The organism is Kribbella sp. NPDC049584 (genome assembly GCF_040675555.1).
GTDB lineage: Bacteria > Actinomycetota > Actinomycetes > Propionibacteriales > Kribbellaceae > Kribbella.
The window spans coordinates 289,325-305,378 of the sequence record NZ_JBFAPF010000010.1 but is presented as its reverse complement, the minus strand read 5'-3'; the positions used below and the strand labels follow the sequence as shown (position 1 = coordinate 305,378).

The window sequence follows — 16,054 nt, the reverse complement described above, 5'->3', positions numbered from 1 at the left end:
CCCAGCTGTTCACGCGAAAGGCCGGTCTCCCTACCTGGGAGACCGGCCTTTCGCGTTGAACCAGCGGGCGGTGTCGCGGTGGAAGGTGAAGTACACCGCGCTGATCACCGCGGTCAGGTGTACGGCGCGGAGCGCGGCGATCGTGACGAAGCTGACGGACCAGTCGATCGTGGTGAAGTCGCCGTTGTCGATCAGCCAGCCGATCGGTTCGGTGACCAGCGAGACCACGCCGACCGTCCCGAGTACGCCGGCCAGCAGGTAGCGCGACCAGCGCACGCCGCGCCGGAAGTACCGGTCGATGATCACGAACAGCGCGCCGTAGATGACCGCGCGAACTGCGATCTGCCCGAGGACCGCGGACGTCGAGACGTCGTCCGCCAGCGCGAGCCCCACCTGGACCACGGTCTCCACGACCCCGGCGGCCACCGCCAGCAACCACAACATCGTCGCCGACCGGGCCGTCAGCGGCGGTTCAACCCGACTAATCGTTCTCATGCTCCCAGCGTGGCCGCGAAGGCCCGCAGGATCAGGAGTACTGCGTCCCCACTCCGGGTGGAGGTACATCCACCAGCCCCGCCGCGTGCCGGCCCGCCGCGGCGGCGGCCTCGAAGTACGCACGGTCCTCGTCGAGCCCACGACCCATCGTGGACAGCCTGACCGGCGCCGCCTCCATCGCCTCGTACAACCCGTCCACCCCGACCCGCACGACCCGGTGCCGCGCCTTCAACGGCTCGGCCGCATCCCGGACGGCGTCCCCGAAGTCACCGGCAAGATCCGGTACGACGACGTCCGCCGGCTGGAGTGCTACGCGGCCGTACGCGGTGAGGCTGTGGTGTGAGATGCCACGGTGGCGCGGACGCGGGTCAGCCTCGGAGATCCGGAGCGATGCGACAGCCCGGCCGCCGAGCGTGCCGACCGCGTTGACCGCCTCACCGGACTGCACACCGGAGAAGCCCCAGCGCGTTCCAGTGCCCAGATTGCCTGGCCCTTGCGTGATGACGACCACCTCCGCCGCCAGGACCTGCACGGCCGTCAACAGCCCGGTGTGGACGGTGACAGCCTCCCGGTCCCCGCCGTACGCCTGGCCGACGGTCACTGTCCCGCTGAGCCAGCCGGCGTCCCGCAGCGTCGCCACGGTCCTCGAGAACGCCAGCGGGAGCGCACCGCCGTCCGTCATGACGTAAACGACCCGAGTGGTTGGCCGGGCCTCGTAGACACCTGCCAGCACAGCAGGCAGCGCGGAGTGCAGGTCGGCGACGACGACCGGCGTACCGAAGAGGTCGTCCGCATCCCGCAGTACGTCGTGGTCGGGGGAGTCCTGTTCGTCGGCGCCCAGCACCATCGCCTGCATCGGCGTGTAGCGGGCCTTCACCAGATGTCCGCGCTCAGGTGGGTCCTCCGGCAGCCGGTCCGGGACTGCGACCACCAGCGCGTAGCCGCCCGTGCCCAGGCCGCGGTCCAGCGCGCTCACGTTGAGCAGCACGCGGTCGCCCGCCACCGGCGCGCCGACCAGGTCCGGGTAGGCCAGGGCGCGCACAGTCTGCGCACCGACCGTCACAGTCAGCTCAACTGCGCCGGCCCAGCTCCGGCCGACCTGCGCCACCACACCGTCCCGCCAGCGAATCACGCAGCGACCATAGCGTGTCCTCAGCGCGTCGAAGGTGTGTTCGAAGTTTCGGTGCGGAAAGGCGGGTTTTGGACGCCCGGAGGCCGTAAGGTGGTCGGGTGTCGGCGCGGAAGAGTGAGCGACTGCTCAATGTGGTCATCTGCCTGCTGGTCGCGCGCACCTACGTGACGAAGGAACGCATCCGCGAGGTCGTCGAGGGGTACGCGGGCCAGACCGACGACGCGTTCGAGAAGATGTTCGAGCGGGACAAGGACGAGCTGCGCGATCTCGGCATCCCGATCGAGATGGGCACGATCGACAAGTTCTTCTCCGACGAGGTCGGCTACCGGATCCGGCGCGACGTCTTCGAGCTCCCCGAAGTGCACCTGGAGCCGGACGAGGCCGCCGTGCTCGGCGTGGCCGCACGGGTGTGGCAGCACGCCGGTCTGTCCGAAGCGACCACGTCGGCGGTGCTGAAGCTGAAGGCGGCAGGCATCCAGACCGACCAGTCCGCGCTGAGCGCGATCGAGCCGCACGTTGGCGCGTCGGAGCCGGCCTTCGACCCACTCTGGTCCGCTGTCGTGGCGCGGCAGGTCGTGCGGTTCCAGCATGTGCGGAGTGGTGAGTCGGAGTCGACGACGCGGACGCTGGAGCCCTGGGGCATCGTCTCCTGGCACGGCCGCTGGTACGTCGTCGGTCGGGACCGCGACCGTCAGGCCACCCGCATGTTCCGGCTGTCGCGGATCGGCGGCAATGTGAAGACCGTGGGGGAGCCGGGCGCGTTCACCGTGCCCGAGGGGACCGACCTGCGCTCACTGGTGACCGAGCTCGCGCCGCCGCGTCCGACGTCCGAGGCGAAGGTGCGGGCACGGACCGGTTCGTGTGTGAGCCTGCGTCGCCGGGCGAACGCCATCGAGGAGTACGAAGAGGGTTGGGACCTGCTCCACGTCCCGTACGCCGACTCATCCGTGCTGGCCGAGGAGATCGCGTCGTACGGACCGGATGCGGTCGTTGAGGGACCTGGGGACGTGCTGGACGGAGTGCTGTGGCGGCTGCGGACGGTGGCCGGGGTATGAGTAGTGCGCGTGACCAGGTGCAGCGGCTGTTGGCATTGGTGCCGTACCTGCGGGAGAACGACGGCGCGCGCGTCGACGACGTTGCCAAGGAGTTCGGCGTACGGCCGAAGCAGATCATCGCGGACCTGAAGGTGCTGTGGTTCTGCGGGCTGCCCGGTGCGCAGATGGGCGATCTGATCGAGATCGACATCGAGGCGGCCGAGGGCGACGGCGTCATCCACATCAACAACGCCGACTACCTGGCGCGGCCGTTGCGGCTGGCCGCGGCCGAGGCCCTGGCCCTGCTGACTGCGCTGCGCACGCTGCGCGAGGTGACGGCCGGTCCGGACCGCGACGCGGTCGACCGGGCCATCGCCAAGCTGGAGCGGGCGGCGGGGGAGGCTGCGGCGGCGAGCGAGGGCGCCGCTGCGCACGTTCACGTCGAGCCGGCCGCGCCGGAGATTGCCGAGACCGTCAACCGCGGGCTGGCCGGGAAGCGGCGGCTCCACCTGACGTACGACGTACCGTCGCGCGACGAGACGACCGAGCGCGATGTCGACCCGATGCGGCTCGTCGTCTCCGAAGGCCGCACGTACCTCGAGGCCTGGTGCCGCCTGGCCGAGGACGTCCGCCTGTTCCGCCTCGACCGGATCGCTGCGGTCAAGCTTCTGGACCTGCCCAGCGAGCCGCCGGCCGAGGCCACGCCGCGTGACCTGTCGAACGGCATGTTCCAGCCCTCCGAGCAGGATCTCCTGGCCACCGTGAAGCTGGCGCCTCCGGCTCGCTGGGTAGCCGAGTACTACCCCAACGAGTCCGTCGAAGAAGGCCCCGACGACTCGCTGATCGTCAAACTTCGTGTCGCCGACACCGCCTGGCTCCAGCGCCTCGTCCTCCGCCTCGGTGGCGCCGCAACCGTCCTCGATCCGCCTGACCTCAGCACCCAGATCGCCGCCACCGCCCGCGACGCCCTCTCGGCGTACGACGACTAACCGTTGCTGAGCTGCTTCTCCAAGGGGGAGCGGAAGCGGGGAGTGATGCGGACACCGGCCAGCCAGGCCGTCCAGCGAGCTGCTTCGGACTCGACCAGCGCGGTGGTGTCGTGGCCGACGTCCTCGAGGAGCTTGTAGCGGACCTCGCCGGACTCGGGCTGCCCCCAGCCGCCGATGATGCGACCGTCGGCCCAGATCGTCGGGCCGATGTTGCCGGTGTTGTCGAAGAGCTTGGACTTGTGCGGACCGAGGAACCAGTCACGCTCCTTCCAGCCCATCGGCGTCGGGTCCAGGCCGGGGAGGAACGCGACCCACGGCTCCACCGGTACTTCGGGTGCCTCGTCGCCGGGCAGCACGTAGCCGACCTGACCGTCCAGGTCCACCTCGACCGCCTCGACCGCGGCCAGCGCCTTCTTCGTCTGTCCGCCCGTCCAGCCGGCCCACCACTGCAGGTCAGCCGCCGTGCCCGGGCCGAACGACGACAGCCAGGCCCGCGCGAGCATGACCCGCGCTTCCTCCGCCGCAGGCCTGTCACCGAGCCCACCGGGCAGCCAGTCGGCAGAAGGCGACCACTGGTGCTGTCCGCTCAGCCACGTCCCCAGTGGGCGTCCACGCACGATCCGTCCCTCTGCGGACAGCTGGAACAACACGCGGCTCGTCACGTACGGCTGAGCGGCGTACGTCTTCCCGGCCGCCATGCTCAGCCTGGTCCGCAGTCGCGGCTCGTCCGCGGACAGCTCCTGCGCCGTCGCAGACCCGCGCAACGCCAGTGCGGTCGCAGTCGACTCCTCGACGGCAGCAAGCCAGCGTCCGCAGGCCTCCGCGCCCTCTGCAACGCCGGCCTCGTTGAGGTGCTTCACGAGTAGCTTCCGTTGCTTGACGGCGATGTCGTCCGTGCACGCTGCCTGCACAACGGGCGCGAACGGCGTCGGGACGACGAAGACCGTACGGCGCATGCCGAGCATCCGGATCAGCGAGCGATCGTCGTACAACGCACGCTCCGTGGCTGCGACATCACTCCCTGGCACGCGCGCGGCGACGCTCAGGTGGACAGTTGCCGGATCGGTGGCGTGCAGCGCGACCATCGACGCTGCCGCCTCGACCGGGTCTGCCGCATGGCAGCCCGCCCCGAGCCGATGTCTCCGACCGAGCCGCGCCCGCCGCTCATCGACGCTGATCCGCGCCATCCACGCTCCCTTGCCGGCCGTTCCCAGCCGTTGTCGTACCAGCTGTCCCGCGCTGTCACACCGCGGAGACACTCGGTTTTACCATCACGTTCCGACACCGTTGTCCGCCGAGACGCCCCGGCGGGCGTGGGCGATGGCCAGGAACCGGCTAGGCTCCTGGGTATGTACTGGTTCCTGCTCTTCGTCGCGGTGGTGGCGGTGTGGCTGCTCGTCCTCGCCCTGCTCGCGAAGAAGCTCTGGGGTCAGGCCAAGGCACTGACGCGTGAGTTGGTCGCCGCCCAGTCCAAGCTGGATGCCGCGCAGTCCTCGTCCGGGTCTGGACAGACCCGCGAGGAAGTGCACGCTCCGGCGTAGTATTCGGCCACGAACTCAGGCTCGAGCTTCGAGTTGATGTTGGAAAGGGAGATCGACATGGCACCGCTCCTCGGTATGCCCCAAGGCGCAGAGTGGCTCGTCATCCTCGCGATCGTCGTGCTGCTGTTCGGATCGGCGAAGCTGCCGGCACTGGTGAAGCAGCTCGGCAAGTCGAAGAAGATCTGGGAGGAGGAGGTCGGCCCCAAGAAGAAGGACGGGGAACTGACCCAGGAGGCCTCGCAGCCTCCGGCGCAGCAGCCGGCCCCGCAGGCCCAGGCCGCGCAGCCGAACCAGGTGAACGGCCAGGCGCCGGGCGACGGTCTGCCGCCGACCCACACCGCCAACTGAGCCGAACGCCGCACCTGTGTCGATGGTGAAGTTCGGGCGGCGGAAGGGCAAGCAGGACCGCCACCCGAAAGACCCCGAGGGTCGCATGACCCTGCGCGAGCACATTGTCGAGCTCCGGAACCGGCTGCTCATCAGCGTGCTCGCGATCGTGGTGTGCACCGTGCTCGGCTGGATCTTGTACAACGACGCGTTCAAGTTCCTGACCCAGCCGTTCCACACCAGCGTCGGCGACCTGGCCCGGGAGCAGGGCAAGGAGCCGATCCTGACGTTCCCGGGTGTCGGCGACGCGCTCACCTTCCGGATCAAGATCTCCGCGCTGTTCGGTCTCGTGCTCGCCAGCCCGGTCTGGCTGTACCAGCTCTGGGCCTTCGTGGCGCCGGGCCTGCACCGCAACGAGCGGAAGTGGGCGTACATCTTCTCCTCGATCGCGGCGCCGCTGTTCGCCGGCGGTATGGCGGTCGCGTACTGGACGCTGCCGAAGGGCATCGCGATCCTGATCAGCTTCACCCCGCTCGACATCCAGAACCTGATCGAGCTGCCGACGTACCTGGACTTCGTGATCCGGACGATGCTGGTGTTCGGCGTCGCGTTCCTGATACCGCTGGTCGTCGTGCTGCTGAACATGGTCGGCGTGGTGCCGGCCCGGGCGCTGGGCAAGTTCCGGCCGTACATCATCCTGGTGATCTTCGTGTTCGCGGCCGTCGCGACGCCGTCCGGTGACCCGTTCACGATGTGCTTGCTGGCGATCCCGATGTGTCTGCTGTTCTTCGCGGCCGAGGTGATCGCCCGGGTCAACGACAAGCGGCGCGGCGAGCGTCAAGAAGAGCTGCTGGCCGACTGATGAGTCGACGGATCGCGCTGGTGGTCAACCCCACCAGCGGGCGCGGCCTGGGTGCCCGGATCGCGCCGGTGGTCCGGGATCGGCTGGCCGCGGCCGGGCTGACGGTCGACGTACACGCCACGACCTGCGCCGAGGACGTCGGCCGGATCGCCTCCGAGGTGGTCGCGTCCGGAGCGGACGCGGTCACGCTGATCGGCGGCGACGGCACGATCCACCTCGGCGCGCAGGTGCTCGCGAACTCCGGGATGCCGTTCGGCGTGATCCCGGCCGGCACCGGTAACGACTTCGCGCGCGGTATCGGCGTACCGCTCAAGGATCCGCTCGCGGCGGCGGACCTGGTGGTGTCCGGCAAGACCCGGACCGTCGACCTCGCCACGGCGAAGGACGTCTTCATCACCACAGTCGTCGCCGGTGGCTTCGACTCGCTTGTGAACAAGCGGGCCAATGCGATGTCGTGGCCCAAGGGAAGCTCGCGCTACACGGTTGCGACCCTGGCTGAGCTGCGCACGTTCAGCCCGCTCGAGTACGTCGTGACGGTCGACGGCGACGCGATCGAAACCAGCGCCATGCTCGTCGCGGTCGGCACCGGACCGACGTACGGCGGGGGACTGCAGATCTGCGCCGGCGCCACGATCGACGACGGCCTGCTGGACATCACGATCATCGAGCCGGTGTCCCGGCTGACGCTGCTGCAGCTGTTCCCGAAGCTGTCCAAAGGCACTCACGTCGGCCATCCGGCGGTCCGCACGCTCCAGGGCCGCTCGGTCCGGATCGAGTCGCCCGGCATCACGGCGTACGCCGACGGCGAGCCGCTGGGCCAGCTGCCGGTCGACATCGGCATCGCGCCGGGCGCACTCACGGTCTTTGCCTGAGCCCTCGCCGGAACCGCTGAAAACATTAACGTCCGAGGTATTCTCATTTGCGTCCTCCGTCTGATAGGAAAGCTTCCTAACAGTTAGTGCCCTCGGACGCCCCTCGGAGGAGTCATGGAGAACCGCCCCACCCGCAGGACCGCACTGATGCTCGGACTGTCGCTCGCGGCCGTCCCCGCCGGCCTGGCCATCTCCCGCTACGCGCCGCACGCCGACGCCGCCGTACAGGCGACCGGTCTGGACGATCCCGCGAAGAAGGAGATCGCGATGGAGATCGTCTGCAGCGCGGAGAACTCGTCACTGGACTGGAAGGCGCAGTACAAGTACATCGAGGACATCGACGACGGCCGCGGCTACACGGCCGGCATCATCGGGTTCTGCTCGGGCACCGGCGACATGCTCGACCTGGTCGAGCTGTACACCGACCGCAAGCCCGGCAACGTGCTGGCGAAGTACCTGCCGGCGCTGCGCAAGGTGAACGGCAGCGACTCGCACAAGGGCCTCGACCCGAACTACACAAAGGACTGGAAGACCGCCGCCAAGGACACCGTCTTCCAGGGCTGTCAGAACGACGAGCGCGACCGGGTGTACTTCAACCCGGCAGTGGCGCAGGGCAAGTCCGACGGGGTCCGCACCCTCGGTCAGTTCTGCTACTACGACGCGATTGTCATGCACGGTCCGGGTAACGACTCGACCAGCTTCGGCGGCATCCGCAAGCGCGCGCTCGGTAAGGCCAAGCCCCCGTCGCAGGGCGGCAACGAGACCACCTGGCTGAACGCGTTCCTCGACGCGCGCGTGTGGGCGATGAAGCAGGAGGAGGCCCACAGCGACACCAGTCGCGTCGACACCGCCCAGCGGGTCTTCCTCAAGAACGGCAACTTCAACCTGGACACCCCGCTCAGCTGGAAGGTGTACGGCGACTCGTACCACATCAGCTAGGCCCCCAGACGCGCAGCCGGGCTCCCATCGGACCACCAGGGAAGGGAGCCCGGCTGCGTCATGTCCTGAACACCTCGCGGCGGTCCGTGCGGGAGTCGGCCTCGGCGCGTTGTCTGAGCATCGACAGTCTGGTGGCGAGTTGCTCGAGGACGGCGGCCGGGAGGACGGAGCCGATCCAGGTGTTGAGTTCGGCCTCGACGGTGGGTGCTGCGGCGGCCAGGTCGCGTGCGCCGAGCGGGGTCAGTTCGACCAGGGAGGAGCGGCGGTCGTGGGGGTTCGCCGTACGGCGGACGCGGCCGGCGTACTCGAGCCGGTCGACGGCCTTGCTGGTGGCGCCGACGGTGATGGCCAGCTCGCGGGCCAGGTCGAAGACCCGGGTGGTCTCGTGGGCCGCGATGAAGCGGAGGAACTCGAACTGGCCGAGGGGGAGGTCGTGTTCAGCCTTCAGGCGCGCGTCGAGCACGTTGTAGAGGCGCGTTTCCAGCCGGACCAGGTCCGTGAACAATGCTGTGAGATCAGTCACGGAATTAGATTCCTCGGAACGTAGTTGTGGAGAACTATATTCCTCGGAATCTATCACCAGGAGACGGACCCATGAGCGCTGAAGAACGTGAAGCAGCACGCGGCATGATGCAGAAGGCCGAGCTCGGGCGGACACCGGAGGAGCAACGGGCCGGCTTCGACCAACTGTTCGCCAATCTCCCGCTCGGTGACGACGTCAAGTTGGTCGAGCGGACCCTGGGTGGAGTGCCGGCTCTGGATGTGCATGTCGACGGCGCCGATGCGGACGGCGTCATCCTCTACCTGCACGGGGGCTCGTACGTCGTGGGTTCCGCGCGGACCGGCGCCAACCTGGCGGCGCCGTTGTCCCGCCGCAGCGGCGTACCGGCAGTGTCGCTCGACTACCGGCTCGCGCCCGAGCATGCCTTCCCGGCCGCGATCCACGACGCGCTGGCGGCGTACCGGGAGCTGGTCGAGAGTGGTCAGAAGGTCGTCATCGTTGGCGATTCGGCCGGTGGTGGGCTCGCGCTGGCGACGATGATCGCTGCGCGGGCCGAGCGTCTGCCGCTGCCGGCGGGTGCGGTTCTGTTGTCGCCGTGGACCGACGTCTCGCTGAAGAGCCCGACCATGGACAGCCGTGACGAGGACGATCCGCTGTTCAGTCGCGCCAACATGGCCGAGTCTGCCGAGTTCTACCTGGGCGGTGCGGACCCGAAGAACGAGTTGGCGAGCCCCGTCTTCGCCGACCTGAAGGGCCTCCCGCCGCTGCTCGTCCAGGTCGGTACGGCGGAGATCCTGCTCGACGACTCGCTCCGCCTGGTCGCCCGCGCGGCCGAGCAGGACGTGGACGTCAGCCTCGACGTGGTCGCCGGCGCCCCGCACGTGTTCCAGTACTTCGCCGGAGTCATGTCCGAGGCCGACGAAGCACTCGACCACGCCGCCACCTTCGTCAAGAACCGGCTCCGGGACAAATCTGTAGGTGGCGTCGCATAGATTGGGGCCCATGAGTACCCCGTCCGAGAAGTACGCCTCGTTCCGCTCGGACCAGGAGCATCCGGCCGTGAAGGAGTTCCGGGGGCTCTACGACTTCGCGCTGGACGAGTTCCAGTTGCGTGCCTGTGCCGCCCTCGAGGACGGCCACCAGGTGCTGGTCGCGGCGCCCACCGGCTCCGGGAAGACGCTGGTCGGCGAGTTCGCCGTCCACCTGGCCCTCGAGCGCGGCCAGAAGTGCTTCTACACGACCCCGATCAAGGCCCTCAGCAACCAGAAGTACGGCGACCTCGTCAGCCGGTACGGCGCGGACAAGGTCGGCCTGCTCACCGGCGACAACTCGGTCAACTCCGAGGCCCCGATCGTCGTGATGACGACCGAGGTCCTCCGCAACATGCTGTACGCCGGATCGCAGACACTGCTCGGTCTTTCGTACGTCGTGATGGACGAGGTGCACTACCTGGCCGACCGATCCCGTGGCGCGGTCTGGGAAGAGGTGCTGATCCACCTGCCGGACTCGGTCTCGGTGGTGTCCCTGTCGGCGACCGTGAGCAACGCCGAGGAGTTCGGCGACTGGCTGGAGACGGTCCGCGGCAACACCGTCGTCGTCCTGGAGGAGAAGCGGCCGGTGCCGCTGTTCCAGCACGTGATGGTGGGCAAGCGGCTGCACGACCTGTTCGCCGGCGAGGCGCCGACCGCGCGTGTCGGTGCGCCCAGCAAGTCCGGCAACCCGGCGAAGGCGAACGCGCCGGTCAGGGCCGACGTCAAGGATCTGGTCAACCCGCAGCTCGTCCGGATCGCCCGTGACGACAACCGGATCTTTCGCGACGACTCGCGCAAACCCCGCCGGCGCCGCGACCTGCCGAAGAGCCGGCCGTCCCGCTCGCACTTCACGCCGTACCGCTCGGATGTGGTCGAGGAGCTGGACGCCGGTGCGTTGCTGCCGGCGATCTACTTCATCTTCTCCCGCAAGGGTTGTGAGGATGCAGTCGTGCAGTGCCTGCGGTCCGGTTTGCGGCTGACCAAGCCATCGGAGCGCGACGAGATCAAGCGAGTCGTCGCGGAGCGGACGGCGGACCTGCCGGACGAGGACCTCGGCGTGCTCGGGTACCACGACTTCGCCGAGGCGCTCAGCCGCGGGATCGCGGCGCACCACGCGGGCATGCTCGCGGCGTTCAAGGAGGTCGTCGAGGAGCTGTTCGCGCGCGGCCTGATCAAGGTCGTGTTCGCCACCGAGACGCTTGCCCTGGGCATCAACATGCCGGCGCGCACCGTCGTGCTCGAGAAGCTCTCGAAGTGGAACGGCGAGGCACACGTCGACATCACGCCGGGGGAGTACACGCAGCTGACCGGCCGGGCCGGGCGTCGCGGGATCGATGTCGAGGGCCACGCGGTCGTGCTGTGGCAGCCCGGGTTCGATCCGCGCGAGGTCGCGGGTCTCGCGTCGACCCGAACGTATCCGCTGCGGTCGTCGTTCTCGCCGTCGTACAACATGGCGGTCAACCTGGTTCGCCAGGTCGGGCGGACGCGGGCGCGGGACATGCTCGAGTTGTCGTTCGCGCAGTTCCAGTCCGACCAGGCCGTGGTCGGGCTGGCGCGGCAGGTGCAGCGCAACACCGAGGCGCTGGAGGGCTACAAGGAGTCGATCGAGTGCCACCTCGGCGACTTCCTCGAGTACGCCGCTCTGCGCCGGCGGATCGGTGATCGCGAGGCGTCCGGCTCGAAGCGGCGCAAGCTGGACCGCCGGGTCGAGGCGCAGGAGTCGATCGAGAAGCTCAGAACCGGCGACATCATCCGGATCCCGGCCGGCCGCAGCGCCGGTTGGGCGCTCGTGCTCGACCCGGGGATGCGGTCGGAGCGCGAAGGGCCGCGGCCGACGGTGCTGACGCTGGACCGGCAGGTGCGGAAGCTGTCGATGGTCGACTTCCCGACCCCGGTCGAGGCCATCGGCGTACTGCGGATCCCGCGCAAGTTCAACCCGCGCAACCCGCAGCAGCGTCGCGAACTGGCGCAGGTACTGCGGACGCGGACCGACCTGCTCGGTGAGGACGGACCGCCGTCGCGCACCCGCGGGAAGGACGCGATCAGTCACGCGGACGATCCCGAGCTGCAGGAGATGCGGGCCCAGTTGCGCGCGCATCCGTGCCATGGTTGCTCCGACCGCGAGGACCATGCGCGATGGGCAGAGCGGTACTTCCGGCTCGACCGGGAGAACCGTGAGGTCCAGCGGAAGATCGAGCAGCGGACGAACACGATCGCCCGCCAGTTCGACCGGGTCTGCCAGGTGCTGGACGCGCTGCACTACCTCGACGGCGACAAGACGACCGAAGCCGGCGATCGGCTTGCGCGGATCTACACCGAGCTCGATCTGGTTGCGGCTGAGTGCCTGCGGCAAGGAGTCTTCGACGACCTGACTGTGCCTGAGTTGGCCGCGTGCCTGGCTGCACTGGTCTACGAGTCGCGGTCGAAGGACGAGCCGACCTCGCCGCGCTTGCCGCGTGGCGACGTACGTGAAGCGCTCGAGCGGATGGGGTCGATCTGGCGCGACCTGTCCGCGCTGGAGCGGGACATGCGAGTGGACTTCCTACGCTCGATGGACCTGAACTTCTGCTGGCCCGCGTTCCGCTGGGCGTCCGGCGCCTCACTGGCCGAGGTGCTGTACGAGTCTGACCTCGCCGCCGGCGACTTCGTCCGCTGGGTCAAACAACTAATAGACCTCACCGAACAGATCGCCGACGCAGCAGGCGACACCCCTCTCCGCAAAACAGCCCGCACCGTGGTCGACCAGATCCGCCGCGGCGTCATCTCCTACGCCTCGATGGTCGAGTAGACCTCTTCGGGTGAAAGACTTCCTTCAGTGCAGTAAGCAGTTGTAAACCCCTGCCTAGCAACTGGTCTGAAGGAGAACACGTTCGTGGAGTTGACGCGCCGCAACTTCGGCAAGCTCGCCCTCGCTACCGGAGCGGTCGCGGCCGTCGGGACCGGGGCCGGTTCGGTTCTGGGTCGTTCCGCGGATGCGGCGGCGACCTGGAAGACCACCGGAACGGCGGTCTCGGCGCTGGCTGGTTTCGACAGTCAGATGAAGACGTTCATGCAGGCCCGTGGCGTCACCGCCGGGCAGCTGGCAGTCACCTACAAGGGTCGTCTGGTGCTTGCCCGCGGCTACAGCACGTCCACCGCGCTGACCGTGCAGCCGACCTCGTTGTTCCGGGTCGCGAGCCTGACGAAGTCGTTCACCGCGGCCGCGATCGTGAAGCTCGTCCAGGACGGCAAGCTGAGCCTGTCGACACCGGTCGGGAACATCATCTCGATCACGCCGCCGACCGGCCAGACCAAGGACACCCGCTGGTCCGCCGTGACCGTCAAGCGGGTCCTGCAGCACCTCGGTGGCTGGGACCGCGACATCTCGGGCGACCCGGAGTGGGAGGACGCTGTGATCTCCCGCGCGCTGGGCGTGCCGATGGAGCTTCACACCGCGGACGTGATCAAGTACCAGGCTGGCCGCAAGCTCGACTTCAACCCGGGCAGTAAGTACGCGTACTCCAACTTCGGGTACACCCTCGCCGGCCGGGTGATCGAGAAGGTCAGCGGGCTGAGCTATCCGGCGTACGTGCAGCAGAAGCTGCTGACGCCGTTGGGGATCACCCGGATGGCGCAGGGCTACTCGATCGCGAAGCACGCCGGCGAGGTGCCGTACGACTCGCAGTACTCCGGGCCAACCGTGCTGGACATGTCGGGCACCAAGGTGGCAGCGCCGTACGGGACGTTCAGCATGCGGATCCAGGACGCCAACGGCGGCTGGATAGCGAGCGCGCCCGACCTGGTGCGCTGGGCTCGCATGTTCGACAAGTCGTCCAGCGTGCTGAACGCCGCGTCGCTCAACAGCATCTGGGCGAAGCCGGAGATCGGCGTGAACTCCGACGGCTGGTACTACGGGCTCGGGTGGCAGGTTCGTCCGGTGACGGGCGGGACCGGACGCAACACGTGGCACACCGGGAGCATGCCGGGGACGTTCACGATCATGGTGCGGACCTACAACGGGATGAGCTGGGCGGCCCTGTTCAACCGCCGCGACGACGCGAGTGGCAAGTCGTACGGCGACATCGACGCGGCCCTCTGGACAGCCGCCAACGGCGTCAAGTCCTGGCCCACCAACGACCTCTTCCCCAAGTACTTCGCCTAGAACATCGCCTAGAACATCAATGCCCTGAAGTGCGGCGTGCTGACCTGGGCCTCGCCGGCCATGTCGGTCAGTACGCCGCGCAGGGTGTCGATCGCCTCGTCGCCGAACCGTTTGCGGAGGCGGCGTTCGTACGCCTGATGGAACTTCCGCGCCGTGGACAGCGCGGCCTCGCCGCGCTCGGTCAGGTGGAGCAGTTTCGCGCGCGCGTCCGACGGGTCCGGGCGGCGTTCGACGTACCCGCGGCGTTCCATGTCGTCGACGATCTGGCCGGCGCCCTGCTTGGTGATCTCCAGCCGCTCGGCCAGTCCGCTGATCGTGGTCGGCCCGGCGCTGAGCGTCCGGAAGACGAATCCGTCCGACCGGCCCTGGTCGTCGAACCCCTGCGCGGCCACGTGCTCGCGCAGCTCGCGAACGAACTCCTGGTCCGCCAGCAGTAACAAGATCCCGATATCCGGCTTGCCCGATCGCGTCATGCAGGCCATGATAGTCAAGTTGGCTTGGTCAAGTCAGCTTGTCTAAATGTTTGGGGGACGAGATGCACGTCATTCGCGCGGCCGAGGCGGAGCGGTTCCAGTTGCCGGGGGTGGAGTTCACCGGGCTCGCCGCGCCGAGCCGCGGGTCGGCCGGGTTGTGCACGTGGAAGCTCACGGTCGAGCCCGGGCACGGCGGCGACGCGCCGCACACGCTCGACCGGGACGAGGTCTTCATGGTGATCAGCGGGACGGTGTCGTTAGGTGCCGACAAGCTCGGCCCGGGCGACGCGGTCGTCGTACCGGCCGGGGAGCCGATCTCGCTGACCAATCTCGGGGAGGGCCCGGCCGAGCTGTACGTCGCCATCACCGCCGGCTTCACGGGCTACATGGCCGACGGCACCGCGGTCCAGCCGCCCTGGGCCCAGTAGAGGTCAGCAGCGGCGGATCGGTGCCGTGTACGTCGTCTGGCTCGCCGTGGCGACGTAGTAGTCAGTGACCCAGCTGCCGTCACTCAGCCGATCCCAGATCGACGTGGTGCCGACTTTGGATCCGGCTTGCTGGCAGGTGATCCACGCCAGCGACCCAGCGGGCAGAGTGCTCGGATACGTCGCATACGCCGTACCCGGGCCGTGCCGCCGACTCAGACCGCTGATCGTTGTCTGGAAGGGGAAACTGCAGCCGGGGAGCGGAGCGCTGTAGCCGGGCTTGCTCGGCGTGCGGACGTAGTAGTCGGTGACGTACGTGCCGTCGATGAGCTTGTCCCAGACCGAGCTGGTGCCGACCTTCGGCCCGAACGTCTGGCAGACCACTCGGACCCCGGCGTTCGCTGCGATCGTCGAGCGGACCGGATACGCCGTCGACGGACCGGAGTACGAGTGGATCGTCGTACGGACGGTGTAGTTGTAGGCGACGGACGCGACCGGTGCGTCGAAGCTGTCGTTGTCGATGTTGAGCGTCACGCCGCCGTACGTCTCGGTGTGGTCGCCCCTGTACTGCTTGCCACGCTGTCCGACCGCCCAGAAGGTGTTGGGGATACCCGCCCAGCCGGTGAGCAGGCTGCTGTTGTCCCAGCGTGCGATCCACAGGGCGTCCGGCCGGGCGTACGACGTGGAGTTGTACGCCGCCGCGAGGTCGGGCGCACCTGAGCTCAGGTTGGCGTACACACCGGAGACATAGCGCTGCAGGTGCAGCTCCTTCGTCCAGGAGGACAGGTAGTGCAGCACGGCGGACCGGCAGACCGCGTTGGTGCGGTCGTAGTTCTCCATGTCGTTGTAGAGCGCACTAGCCGGCAGGAGGCCAAGTGCCTTCGCCTTCGCGACCGCATCGTCGGCGTCCCTGACTGCGTCCCGGTTGGACGAGGCCGTGGACATCTTGTACTTCCGGGTGCCGCAGGGTGCCTGAAGACCCAAATAGATCGGCACTAGTCGCCAGCCCATCGCAGTGACCGCCGTGACCCACGCCGGCGTCAACTGCGGCTGCGCACAGCTCCGGTTGACGCCACCGAAGTAGATACCGACCGCTTTGTACGGCGAGGCCTTCCAGGCAGTCATCTGCGCCAGCGTCGGCGCCGTACACGTATCGAACGCCAGCCCGGTGAATCGCGTCGCCGTCGTACCCGCGTTGTACGTGATCGGCGTCGTCGGCTCGGCGTACGCCGGTAGGCCGGCAACCGAGAGTGCTACAGCAGCGATCAGGACCTTGAGTTTCAGCATGATG

Annotated in this window: 17 protein-coding genes; 11 read left to right on the top strand and 6 right to left on the bottom strand. The window is 68.3% G+C overall.

The annotated features are described in order from the left end of the window. Positions 1–30: 30 nt before the first annotated feature. Both AB0J62_RS30680 and AB0J62_RS30675 read right to left on the bottom strand, forming a co-directional pair. The gene (locus tag AB0J62_RS30680; RefSeq protein WP_363878302.1) at positions 31–495 is read right to left on the bottom strand and encodes a hypothetical protein; all 465 of its coding nucleotides are present in this window, start codon (positions 493–495) and stop codon (positions 31–33) included. A 31-nt stretch (positions 496–526) separates the two neighbouring features. Continuing rightward, entirely contained in the window at positions 527–1,627 is a 1,101-nt protein-coding gene (locus AB0J62_RS30675) for a DUF3866 family protein (RefSeq protein ID WP_363878300.1), read from the bottom strand. A gap of 98 nt (positions 1,628–1,725) precedes the next feature. Between AB0J62_RS30675 and AB0J62_RS30670 the strand changes: the two genes are divergently transcribed. Continuing rightward, entirely contained in the window at positions 1,726–2,682 is a 957-nt protein-coding gene (locus AB0J62_RS30670; protein ID WP_363878298.1) for a WYL domain-containing protein, read from the top strand. After that, positions 2,679–3,650 carry a WYL domain-containing protein gene (locus tag AB0J62_RS30665; RefSeq protein WP_363878296.1) on the top strand — a complete coding sequence of 324 codons (972 nt, stop codon included), beginning with the start codon at positions 2,679–2,681 and terminating at the stop codon, positions 3,648–3,650. The genes AB0J62_RS30670 and AB0J62_RS30665 overlap by 4 nt, the downstream gene beginning before the upstream one ends. Here AB0J62_RS30665 and AB0J62_RS30660 read toward each other — a convergent pair. Next, positions 3,647–4,837 carry a winged helix DNA-binding domain-containing protein gene (locus AB0J62_RS30660; protein ID WP_363878294.1) on the bottom strand — a complete coding sequence of 397 codons (1,191 nt, stop codon included), beginning with the start codon at positions 4,835–4,837 and terminating at the stop codon, positions 3,647–3,649. The genes AB0J62_RS30665 and AB0J62_RS30660 overlap by 4 nt on opposite strands. Before the next feature lie 162 nt (positions 4,838–4,999). Between AB0J62_RS30660 and AB0J62_RS30655 the strand changes: the two genes are divergently transcribed. The 5 genes from AB0J62_RS30655 to AB0J62_RS30635 all read left to right on the top strand — a co-directional run bounded on the left by AB0J62_RS30655 (position 5,000) and on the right by AB0J62_RS30635 (position 8,191). Further along, positions 5,000–5,191, top strand: a complete 192-nt coding sequence (locus AB0J62_RS30655; RefSeq protein ID WP_363878292.1) for a hypothetical protein — start codon at positions 5,000–5,002, stop codon at positions 5,189–5,191. 57 nt (positions 5,192–5,248) lie between these two features. Further along, positions 5,249–5,539 carry a twin-arginine translocase TatA/TatE family subunit gene (locus AB0J62_RS30650; protein ID WP_130439214.1) on the top strand — a complete coding sequence of 97 codons (291 nt, stop codon included), beginning with the start codon at positions 5,249–5,251 and terminating at the stop codon, positions 5,537–5,539. A 22-nt stretch (positions 5,540–5,561) separates the two neighbouring features. Next, a complete protein-coding gene (tatC, locus tag AB0J62_RS30645) occupies positions 5,562–6,380 on the top strand; it encodes a twin-arginine translocase subunit TatC (RefSeq protein WP_363878289.1) in 819 nt (272 codons plus the stop codon). Further along, a complete protein-coding gene (locus AB0J62_RS30640) occupies positions 6,380–7,252 on the top strand; it encodes a YegS/Rv2252/BmrU family lipid kinase (RefSeq protein WP_363878287.1) in 873 nt (290 codons plus the stop codon). The genes tatC and AB0J62_RS30640 overlap by 1 nt, the downstream gene beginning before the upstream one ends. Positions 7,253–7,366: 114 nt before the next feature. Beyond that, positions 7,367–8,191: a chitosanase gene (locus AB0J62_RS30635; RefSeq protein ID WP_363878285.1), complete on the top strand. Its 825-nt coding sequence runs from the start codon at positions 7,367–7,369 to the stop codon at positions 8,189–8,191. A 58-nt stretch (positions 8,192–8,249) separates the two neighbouring features. On the opposite strand, the gene AB0J62_RS30630 is transcribed toward AB0J62_RS30635, so the two are convergent. After that, entirely contained in the window at positions 8,250–8,714 is a 465-nt protein-coding gene (locus AB0J62_RS30630; RefSeq protein WP_363878283.1) for a MarR family winged helix-turn-helix transcriptional regulator, read from the bottom strand. Between the two features lie 71 nt (positions 8,715–8,785). Here AB0J62_RS30630 and AB0J62_RS30625 point away from each other — a divergent pair, with 71 nt between their 5' ends. From AB0J62_RS30625 to AB0J62_RS30615, 3 genes are all read left to right on the top strand, one after another. Further along, on the top strand, positions 8,786–9,685 hold the full coding sequence (locus tag AB0J62_RS30625; protein ID WP_363878281.1) for an alpha/beta hydrolase: 900 nt from the start codon (positions 8,786–8,788) through the stop codon (positions 9,683–9,685). Between the two features lie 10 nt (positions 9,686–9,695). Next, positions 9,696–12,512 carry a DEAD/DEAH box helicase gene (locus AB0J62_RS30620; protein WP_363878279.1) on the top strand — a complete coding sequence of 939 codons (2,817 nt, stop codon included), beginning with the start codon at positions 9,696–9,698 and terminating at the stop codon, positions 12,510–12,512. An 84-nt stretch (positions 12,513–12,596) separates the two neighbouring features. Next, positions 12,597–13,865 (top strand): serine hydrolase, encoded by a 1,269-nt coding sequence (locus AB0J62_RS30615; RefSeq protein ID WP_363878277.1) that lies wholly within the window; start codon positions 12,597–12,599, stop codon positions 13,863–13,865. Positions 13,866–13,873: 8 nt separating this feature from the next. Here AB0J62_RS30615 and AB0J62_RS30610 read toward each other — a convergent pair whose 3' ends face one another. Next, on the bottom strand, positions 13,874–14,338 hold the full coding sequence (locus AB0J62_RS30610; protein ID WP_363878275.1) for a MarR family transcriptional regulator: 465 nt from the start codon (positions 14,336–14,338) through the stop codon (positions 13,874–13,876). Between the two features lie 62 nt (positions 14,339–14,400). On the opposite strand from AB0J62_RS30610, the gene AB0J62_RS30605 reads away from it, so the two are divergent. Then, complete coding sequence (locus AB0J62_RS30605; RefSeq protein ID WP_363878273.1) at positions 14,401–14,766, top strand: cupin domain-containing protein; 366 nt, start codon at positions 14,401–14,403, stop codon at positions 14,764–14,766. A gap of 3 nt (positions 14,767–14,769) precedes the next feature. On the opposite strand, the gene AB0J62_RS30600 is transcribed toward AB0J62_RS30605, so the two are convergent. Next, on the bottom strand, positions 14,770–16,050 hold the full coding sequence (locus AB0J62_RS30600) for a glycoside hydrolase domain-containing protein (RefSeq protein WP_363878271.1): 1,281 nt from the start codon (positions 16,048–16,050) through the stop codon (positions 14,770–14,772). Positions 16,051–16,054: the final 4 nt, after the last annotated feature.